7 protein-coding genes and 1 pseudogene are annotated in these 9,249 nt (G+C 55.5%); 6 read left to right on the plus strand and 2 right to left on the minus strand.

Annotation, left to right across the window (positions count from 1 at the left end):
• The first annotated feature begins 1,203 nt into the window (after positions 1 to 1,203).
• Positions 1,204 to 1,395, plus strand: coding sequence for a hypothetical protein (locus tag IGS51_RS22280; protein WP_068509894.1), 192 nt, complete (start codon positions 1,204 to 1,206; stop codon positions 1,393 to 1,395).
• On the opposite strand, the gene IGS51_RS03010 is transcribed toward IGS51_RS22280, so the two are convergent.
• The gene (locus IGS51_RS03010) at positions 1,383 to 1,616 is read right to left on the minus strand and encodes a hypothetical protein (RefSeq protein WP_297075725.1); all 234 of its coding nucleotides are present in this window, start codon (positions 1,614 to 1,616) and stop codon (positions 1,383 to 1,385) included. The two genes, IGS51_RS22280 and IGS51_RS03010, sit on opposite strands and share 13 nt — an antisense overlap.
• Positions 1,617 to 1,640: 24 nt before the next feature.
• Here IGS51_RS03010 and IGS51_RS03015 point away from each other — a divergent pair, with 24 nt between their 5' ends.
• The 3 genes from IGS51_RS03015 to IGS51_RS03025 all read left to right on the plus strand — a co-directional run bounded on the left by IGS51_RS03015 (position 1,641) and on the right by IGS51_RS03025 (position 5,257).
• Positions 1,641 to 3,221 carry a hypothetical protein gene (locus tag IGS51_RS03015; RefSeq protein ID WP_297075727.1) on the plus strand — a complete coding sequence of 527 codons (1,581 nt, stop codon included), beginning with the start codon at positions 1,641 to 1,643 and terminating at the stop codon, positions 3,219 to 3,221.
• Between the two features lie 149 nt (positions 3,222 to 3,370).
• The gene (locus tag IGS51_RS03020; protein ID WP_297075730.1) at positions 3,371 to 4,486 is read left to right on the plus strand and encodes a glycosyltransferase family 2 protein; all 1,116 of its coding nucleotides are present in this window, start codon (positions 3,371 to 3,373) and stop codon (positions 4,484 to 4,486) included.
• A gap of 78 nt (positions 4,487 to 4,564) precedes the next feature.
• A complete protein-coding gene (locus IGS51_RS03025; RefSeq protein ID WP_297075732.1) occupies positions 4,565 to 5,257 on the plus strand; it encodes a class I SAM-dependent methyltransferase in 693 nt (230 codons plus the stop codon).
• A 77-nt stretch (positions 5,258 to 5,334) separates the two neighbouring features.
• On the opposite strand, the gene IGS51_RS03030 is transcribed toward IGS51_RS03025, so the two are convergent.
• On the minus strand, positions 5,335 to 6,993 hold the full coding sequence (locus IGS51_RS03030) for a hypothetical protein (protein WP_297075734.1): 1,659 nt from the start codon (positions 6,991 to 6,993) through the stop codon (positions 5,335 to 5,337).
• An 86-nt stretch (positions 6,994 to 7,079) separates the two neighbouring features.
• On the opposite strand from IGS51_RS03030, the gene IGS51_RS03035 reads away from it, so the two are divergent.
• Together IGS51_RS03035 and IGS51_RS03040 are read left to right on the plus strand one after the other, a co-directional pair.
• Positions 7,080 to 8,486, plus strand: coding sequence for a 16S rRNA (cytosine(967)-C(5))-methyltransferase (locus IGS51_RS03035; protein ID WP_297075735.1), 1,407 nt, complete (start codon positions 7,080 to 7,082; stop codon positions 8,484 to 8,486).
• Positions 8,487 to 8,581: 95 nt separating this feature from the next.
• Positions 8,582 to 9,249: pseudogene (locus tag IGS51_RS03040) on the plus strand (hypothetical protein); the annotation flags it as partial.

The following is a 9,249-nucleotide window of genomic DNA, read 5'->3' on the forward strand; positions in this document are numbered from 1 at the left end:
GTGGGAGAAGGGATTTAGGGATGAGGGGAAAAGATTTGTCAGGTAACCAGCCCGATGGGTTCAAAGGGATACGTTCTACTTTTGCGGAAATTCTGCATTTGCGCTTAGCACAATCATTATTTTCGCGTAGCACAACACTCAGGATATGACAGGAGAAACAGCGTTTCTGAAATAAAGCGTTACGCCATCCTGCGGACACGGCCAGAGCAGCATCGGTATCCGCAAATTCTGGATGCAATTTCTAACAAATTGCGGAAGTCGCCTGACTATTAATTCGTACAAATCGATACCAATTTTGCGTCTTAAATGATACAAATTTTATCGCCTGAGCAATTCATTTTTTGCCCATGACTTGCAAATGCCAGATTTTAGTCACAGCCTAGAGAGCAGACACTCCAAACTCTATACAAAATATTTAAATCTCGCCTTGACAGAAGCAAATCAAGAAGCAAATTAATTGATGTTCAAAGCGTAAACTCTCACGACGAAGCTTGTAACATTTTCTTTAGAAGTCTTGCACGTCCATTAATTATGTTCAACAATGATAAGTGGAGGACAAGACTAAGCATTATCTTGCGTGATTGATTCTTTGGTTGACTCTTTGGTTGATTCTTTGGTTGACCCTTTGGTTAATTGTGAGATTGATCTCGATTGAACTAAACCGTATTTTTATCTGTCAATCAGCCGTCTATCAACTAGCCTTCTATCGGCCAGCTAAGTCGAGTCATTCTGGAAAAACTTCTATCCTTCGTCCTTTCTTATCCTTTTTCATCTTCATTGGAAATAGTCTGATTCTGGAATAGTTCAAGTCTAGGAAGTCAAATTTTTCTGACTAAGACTGCGAAATTAAGAATGCAAGACTAAGCTTGTGAGTCTTGGGCTGCTGGGGTTCGGCTAGAGAGGGCAGTAATTCGTGTTCTTTAGAATCTTCCTCAGGGACGACCTCTGAAAATTCGATTGTGTTCCTCTAGAAACTTTTCAGATTTTTGTTGAACGCTAGACTTAAAGAGAAGGTTTTAGAAACATGCTGTTAAACACATACTAGACGCATTAGACGCATTTCTTTATCGACCTAACCGATTGAAGTAATGCTCGGCGAGAGCCAAAGAAACTTACTCGGATAGCTTCTTCAGGCAGATCTGAATCCTGCATTCCTCGTTGTCTGTATTTCTCACTTCATAATTAAGCGCTCCTTATAAAGCCATGAACCTTTGCCCTTGCTGCTCCGAGCCTTTGTTGCGCCATGCGCGACACAATCGTGTCTACTGGTTTTGTACGCACTGCTGGCAAGAAATGCCAAACCTCGCAGATGTGATTCAGGCGCGACAGCAAGTTCAGCTTGCTGCACCTGTAGCGTTGAGTCTGCGAACCAACCGTGTGCTTCAGTCGGTGTAGCCCAACTGGTATTGCGTTACGTTGGGCTTGTCGCAATTCGGCTTCGCAATCTGCGTCACGATCTGCATCACAGTCTGCATCATCAGCGGCAGCGACAAGTTTGATGTATCATGCCGAAAAACTACGATTAAACTAATAGGCGGGCTTCCGGTTTTGGGGGCCCGCTTTTGGTTGAGGCTTTTTGATAGACGCTTGGTTTTTAGTTTAGAGCGATCGCCCATTGGGGCAGGGTGAGGGGTTGCGCGATGAGTCTGCCGATCATTTTTGATATTACGCTTGGGGTTATTTTCCTATTTCTTATCCTCAGCTTGCTGGCGTCAGAACTTCAGGAACTCCTCGCAACGCTGCTGCAATGGCGGGCCGACCATCTCAAAAAGTCCATCGAGATTTTGCTCACGGGTAATGCGGAAGAAGTCAGCACCTATCAAACCTTTATCGACAATTTGTACAGCAGCCCGTTGATGCGATCGCTCAACCAGGAAGCAAAAGGAACCCTGCCCCGATTGTTTCGCCGGGTATCTCGCAATATTGGGGCGCTTTATCGCAGCGTTACGGGCGCTCGCAATGTGTTTGGCAACCAGTTCAGCGGCCCCTCCTATATTCCCTCCAAAACCTTCGCCGATGCGCTGCTCCAGCAGCTTGATGTGGAAAGCCTGACTCAAAAAATTAGCGACTACACCATGTGCCGATTGGGCGAAGAAAAGCTGGCGCTGGTAGAAGATATCCTCAAATCGCTCCGCAACAGCGTCGGCGACGACTCGCTTCTAGAAGCGGAATTTGAAGGGCTGCGGCAGCGACTCCGAAACATTCGCGACGACTTTCGCAGCAACCGGATTTCGCTGTCTCGAAGCATGGATCTGGCGACGGAGCAGATTCGCTTGTTTATCGACAGCACCGAGGCGTACCTGAAGAACAACCACCATTGTCAAGACATCATTCTGGGGCGGCTGCCCTACCTGAAACAGGCCGTGCAAATGAAAAAGCTGGAGCCGACCATTGGCGAGGTGATGGCGCTTGTCCTGAACAATCGCAGCAATTTGCCTGCCGAGCTAGAGGATGCGGTGATTCAGGTGCGATCGCGCGTCAGCCAGCTTCCTCCCCATCTCAAGCAAAACCTGATCATCCTGGCAAACCAGGCGCAAATGCGGTCAGACGGACTCCAGGACGGGCTACGCAAACTGGAGCAAGAAGTAGAGAACTGGTTCAACCGTTCGATGGATCGAGCATCCGGTGTTTACAGACGCAATGCCAAAGGGGTGGCGATTATTTTGGGCATTTTGCTGGCGGCAGCAACCAATGCAGACACGTTTCTTGTGGTCGATCGCCTGTCGCGAGATTCGGCGATTCGGGCTGCGGTGTCCGAAAGCGCCAACCAGCTTCTGAGCCAGTCGCCCCAAGCGCCCACCCGGTTTCGTGAAGCCTTCCCAACCACTGGACAGCCATTGCCAATTCCAAATTCTCCCAGTTTTGGCGAGTCCAGTTTTGGCACGCTGGAACCCGGCGCATTGCCGCCCGATACAACGCCCATTTCACCCAGCGCAGCAGCGCCCAACCTTCAGCAAGAACTGGCAGACGTTCGCGATGCGGTCGATACGGTGCTGGATGATATCCCTTTACCCATCGGCTGGAACCAGCGCAACCGCCTGCAACAGTTTCCGCCCAATACTAGTCTGTTTATTTCGATTCCCAAGCGGATTTTGGGCTGGCTGATTACAGGAATTGCGATTTCAATGGGGTCATCTTTCTGGTTTGACCTGCTGAGCAAGGTGGTGCGTGTCCGCAACGCTGGCACACCATCTTTCCCAAATGACCATCGTGTTGAATAATCTTCACAGAGTACCTTGTCGCGTACTTTGTAAAGCGTACTCTGTAACTTTTTGTCTAGGCGTTTTGTCTAGGTGGATTATCTAGGTGGATTGTCTAGGTAGATTGTCTGGGCGTTTAGCCAAGTTGCCTTCAGGATGCCCGAGGTGGTATGACGACTTCTTTTTCTTCGCAAGATCCGAAATTGGTGCATCCAGGCGATGGGCATCCGGTGGATAGTCATCCGGTTGACGGGCAACTAGAGGGGCGACTAGAGGAGCAGCTAAATGGGGCAGAGAGCCACACAGCTGCACCAGCCCTCTCGGTGGTGGTGCCGATTTACAACGAGGTGGAGAGCCTGCCCCGGCTGATCGAGGCGATCGCCTCCACGCTCCAAGCCAGCGGGATGGACTACGAAATCGTCTGCGTTGATGATGGCTCCAAAGATGGCTCCACTGCCCTGCTGAAGCAGCTAGCACAACAGCGCACCGACTTGCGGGCCGTGCTGCTGCGGCGAAATTATGGCCAGACAGCCGCCATGGCCGCAGGCTTTAACCATGCGCGGGGTGCGGTGATCGTAACGCTGGATGGCGACTTGCAAAACGACCCAGCCGATATTCCCATGCTCGTGGCCAAGCTCAACGAGGGCTATGACCTAGTAAGCGGCTGGCGCAAACATCGGCAGGACGCAGCGCTGACCCGGTTGCTGCCGTCTAAAATAGCTAACGCGCTGATCGGCTCCGTCACGGGTGTAAAGCTGCATGACTACGGCTGTTCCCTCAAAGCCTATCGGACAGAGGTGGTGGAAGACATGAACCTCTACGGCGAACTGCACCGCTTTTTGCCTGCCCTTGCCTATATCGAAGGGGCGCGAATTACTGAAGTGCCCGTGCGCCACCATGCCCGCCAGTTTGGCAAGAGTAAGTATGGGCTGGGGCGCACGGTTCGCGTGGTGATGGATCTGTTCACCATTGCCTTCATGAAAAAGTTTCTGACCCGCCCGATGCATGTGTTTGGGCTGTGGGGGCTGGTGTTGATGAGTACCAGCACGCTTGTGGGACTGTATCTGGGCTTTCTCAAGTTTGTGCGGGGGCAAGATATTGGCGATCGCCCCCTGCTGATCCTCGCGGTTGTTCTCTTCTTGGCTGGGGTGCAGTTGTTTTGCTTTGGGCTGCTGGCGGAACTGCTGATGCGAACCTACCATGAGTCCCAAGGCCGACCCATCTACCGAGTGCGCGAGGTGGCCGGGCCAGGGTCATCACCTCCCCTGCGACAGCCGCCGAACTAGACCCAGACGTGCTGCATTCAAGCCTCTCTCACAGCCTGTCTAAAGCCTGTCTATTAGAAGATAATCCCGGTGGAGTAGATGAGTTCCTTCAATCATGCATCTGTCCCAGAGCAGAATAGCGGCTATGTTCAACCCAATCTGCTGGGGTTAGTCAGCAAGCTGTCGCTCTATGCCCGTAAGCGAATGGTGCGATCGCTCCTCGATCTGGCCCGGCCCACCCCTGACACCACAGTACTCGATGTCGGCGTAACGCTCGATCGCCGCGAAGACTGCAACTTTTTTGAAAAGGCCTATCCCTATCCAGACCGCATCACCGCCGTTGGGCTAGAGGATGCATCCTTCCTCGAACAGGAGTTTCCGGGCCTAAAGTTTGTCCAGGCAAACGCCCTAGATTTGCCCTTTGCGGATCAGAGCTTTGACCTGGTAGTGAGCTTTGCCGTCATTGAACACGTCGGCAGTCGGGCACAGCAGCGTGCCTTCGTTCAGGAACTCTGCCGTGTTGGAAAACAGGTCTATATCGCCACGCCCAACCGCTGGTATCCGGTGGAATTTCACACCATCTTGCCGCTGATTCACTGGCTGCCGCCCCGCTGGTTTCGGCGAATTTTGCGGCTTTTGGGACACGATTTTTGGTCAAAAGAAGCCAACCTCAACCTGCTGACGCTCTCGGAGTTTAGGCAACTGTTCCCGCCCGACCTGACGCTCTACTATCGCCCGACCCGACTGCTGGGCTGGGTATCGAACCTGTCGCTGTTCGCCGTTCGCCGTTGATTTGGCTCAGTCAGCCTCTCAAACCATACGCACAAGCCCTGGCAACCCTCCCGCCCCTTTATCCCTTTCTTCATCCCTTAAGGAGACGGTGCAGGCGTTTTGAGCTTGGGCGTTTTGAGCCTATAGGGAGCCATCGAATATTTACTCACCTGAATCGGCTCGCCGACTTTCACCAAGCACAGTCCAAACTGCTGCATTTCCCTGGGAAATGGATCGTCGGCAGAACTCACTGCCTCCAGCCACTTTCCCTTGACTGCATAAATCGTCGGTGCAGCAAGGGCACGCCGGGTGCAGCGGGGACAGCGGGGACGGGAAATTCTGGTTAATCGCCGCTCCTGAGAATTGCTGAGCGGGGAGTCTGCATCGCAGGCAGCTTTCCAGTTGACACTTGCGGGAGTACAGTCCAGGTTTGCGGGGTCAACCGCGCAGAATAGATAAGGCCCCCCAGGCTGGGCGATAAAGGCGGCGGGTGCAAGCGTCTGGAGTGGCTGGAGGCGGGCGATGGTGGAGGGCGGGCGCTTGAATGACAGCACGTTTGGCAGCGTTAGGCCGGATACCAGCGCCGTGCCCAGCAGCAGCAGCCCCAAGCGGCGAAACCAGGGGCCGCTGAGGGCCTGCAAAAAACTGAGCGCCGCTAGCCACAGCAGCAGATAGACGGGCACAAAATATCGCAGGCTGACGCGATTGTGATAGACCCAGGCGAGGCAGAGGAGCGCGGCAAAGCTGAGAACTGCGGCAGCGAGGAAGTAGGAGAACCAGGGCGAGAGTCGGAGAGCGTGCGATCGCCCCTTCATCCACAAGTACCCCATCGTCGCCACGCTGCCCAACACCAGAACGGCATGAACCCCCAGCAGCGGCCCGTGCTGAAAGGTAAGCGTTTCCCAAGCGGCGATCGCCAGATGCGTTGCGGCGGCCCAGATCTGGTCAGGGTTGCTCAGGGTGCCATAGTTTTCGATGCGGCGCATCGCATGACTCTTGGCAAAGGCGATAAAGCCAATGCCGACCAGCGAGGCTAGACCCAGGGCCAGCAGGTCGAGCCGCGACAGCCCGATGCGCTGCCAGAGCGGCTGGTTGGCGGGGGCAGGGCGATCGCCCATCCGAATAAGCATCAGCGCGATCGCCAGAGTGCCAAAAATCAGCGCCGAAAAGTCAGAAATCCAAATTGCTAGAAACGCACAGAGGGCGATCGCCGCCAGGGTCAACGGCTGATTCAATGCTTCGCTGGGTCTGGACTTGGTTAGCAACTGGCGGCCCAACAGCAGCGCAGCGCCAAGCATCAGAAACTGCGCCCTGTAGGGATGGGCAGGCAGCACCAATTCGACAAAAGAGTCGAGCGGCAAAAACCAGACCAGCGCCAGGATGATGCTGATGAGTGGCTGTTTGAAGAATCGGGCAAACATCCAAAAACCCGCGATCAAAATCGCATACTGAACGATTGAAATCGCCACCACCGGGTGCAGCGGCAGCAGGGTCAGCAAACCGTGCGCCAGGATAGGTTCCAGGCTGCCGAGGCGATCTTGTCCCCAGTAGTAAAAATCGGCGGGCAGTTGCAGATCCTCTGCCATCAGCACATGGATTGCCTGATCAGAGTTAAGACTGGGCGAATAGTATGCCGAAAAGTTCAGACCCGAGAGGATGGCAATCAGCGTGCAGAGGGCGATCGCCCAGAGCCACTGGGTTTTGAGGGACCAGAATTGTGTGAGTCGGGAGGGTGAACGGGGTATCGAGCGCTGCATCGAGGATTGCGTTGGGAAACAGGTTTTGAGCGCCAAACTGGGGCGGCTCTGATTTTCGCACCAGCTTTTTAGCTACGGTAGTCAGTATGAGTCAAGATGTGGACCAAAACTTGAGGCAGGTTGCCCTGGAGGCGCTGCGGGATGTAGATCGGGGCGCATTTGCTGATGCGGCGCTGGACAAACGGCTGCACCGGAGCGATCTGTCGGAGCGCGATCGTCGCTTGGCCACCGAACTGGTCTACGGCTGTGTGCGGCGACGGCGCACCCTCGATGCCCTGATTAGCCAACTGGCCACAAAACCCGCCGACCAGCAGCCGCCCAATCTGCGACTCATCTTGCATTTGGGACTCTATCAACTGCGCTATCTCAGCCACATTCCCCCCTCGGCGGCAGTCGATACAACCGTAGACCTGGCCAAGGGCAACGGCTTTGCGGGGCTGGCGGGTTTCGTGAACGGGCTGCTGCGGGGGGATATTCGACAAGCCGCAGAGCGCGAGACGGGTGACCCGCTGAACCTGCCAGCCGAACCGGTTTCGCGCATCGGCATCGCACACAGTATGCCCGACTGGATCGTGCAGCAGTGGATCGCGCAATTTGGCGAAAATGATGCTGAGCAACTCTGCAACTGGTTTAATCAGCCGCCCAGTATTGACCTGCGGGTAAATCCCCTGCGGGCTTCGATAGAACAGGTGGAGGCGGCCATGCAGGCGGCGGACGTAGCCGTAGAACGGTTGACGGGCTTTCCCCAAGCGCTGCGGCTGCGAAACCATCGGGGCGCAATTCCGGCGCTACCGGGCTATGCAGAGGGCTGGTGGTCGGTGCAGGATGCCAGCGCCCAGCTTGTGGGGATGCTGCTCGACCCGCAGCCTGGGGAAATGGTGATCGATGCCTGCGCCGCGCCGGGCGGCAAGACGACGCACCTGGCAGAACTGATGGGCGATCGCGGCGTGATTTGGGCGGGCGATCGCAGCGCCAACCGCCTCAAAAAAGTGCTACAAAATGCCGAACGACTGCAACTCACCAGCATCCAACTCTGTCCTGGCGACAGCCGCACCCTCACCCAGTTCCCCAAGCAGGCAGACCGGGTGCTGTTGGATGCGCCCTGTTCGGGACTGGGCACGCTGCACCGCCATGCCGATGCCCGCTGGCGGCAAACCCCCGACTCTGTGCAGGAGCTTGCCCAGTTACAGGCTGAACTGCTGCACCACGTCGCTACCTGGGTCAAACCGGGCGGTACGCTGGTCTATGCCACCTGCACGCTGCATCCTGACGAAAACGAGCGCGTTGTGCAGGATTTTCTGACCGCTCAGCCCCAGTGGAAAATCGACCTGCTGCCCACCGATCATCCCGCTATCCAGTTTCAACAGCCGCAGGGCTGGCTTCGCATTTTGCCCCATCAGCACGACCTGGATGGCTTTTTTATGGCAAGACTGATTTCCAACGACCGCACCCTGCCTGCTTGCAATCCAGATCAGGGGGATATCGCAAAATAACGCCGATCTCGGTGCGAATCTCGGTTGCGTTTGACCTGCACTGTTACGATTAACAGATAGTGAATGATTGTTGCGGCAGGGTATAGCTGAGCGTTATGGTTGAACGTCCTATCAAAAAATCTGAGCGTCAGACCCAGGAAGCGTCTGAGACTACTTCTAGCACTCCATCCGGCGGCAACAAGCCGCGCCCGGTTAAAAAAAGTGAACGTACAGGTGGAGACGAGTCGCCGCGTGAGCGATCGGATGATTCCCGATCGGGCGATCGCCAGCGTCGCAAGGGCAAAGGCGGGCGTGATCGAGACGATCGCCCCTCGCCCTCAGTTAGTCCTGCCCTGATGCGCGGGCCCAAGCCAAGCCAGAAAAAACCTGTTGAAGAGCCGTTGCCAGAGGAAATCGCAGCCGAGGACGCAGCACTAGAAGCAGCAACAGCGGAAGTTGTCGCAGAAGAAGCCGTCCCAGAGGAAGTCGTTGCAGAGATGACTGAAGCGCCTGCCCCTGAGCCTGCTGCGGAACCGGAACCTGCACCGGAACCCGCAGCCGAAGCGCCTGCACCGGAACCCGAACCTGCCGCCGAAGCACCCTCGCCTGAACCGGACTCTGCTGCTGAGCCTGAACCTGTTGCCGAAGCGCCTGCGCCCGAACTGGAACCCGAACCTGCTGCCGAAGCGCCTGCACCGGAACCCGAACCCGCGGCCGAAGCACCCGCACCGGAACCCGAATCCGCTGCTGAGCCTGAACCCGCAGCCGAAGCGCCTGCGCCCGA

The organism is Thermoleptolyngbya sp. M55_K2018_002 (assembly GCF_015295965.1).
Taxonomy (GTDB): Bacteria; Cyanobacteriota; Cyanobacteriia; order Elainellales; family Elainellaceae; genus Thermoleptolyngbya; species Thermoleptolyngbya sichuanensis.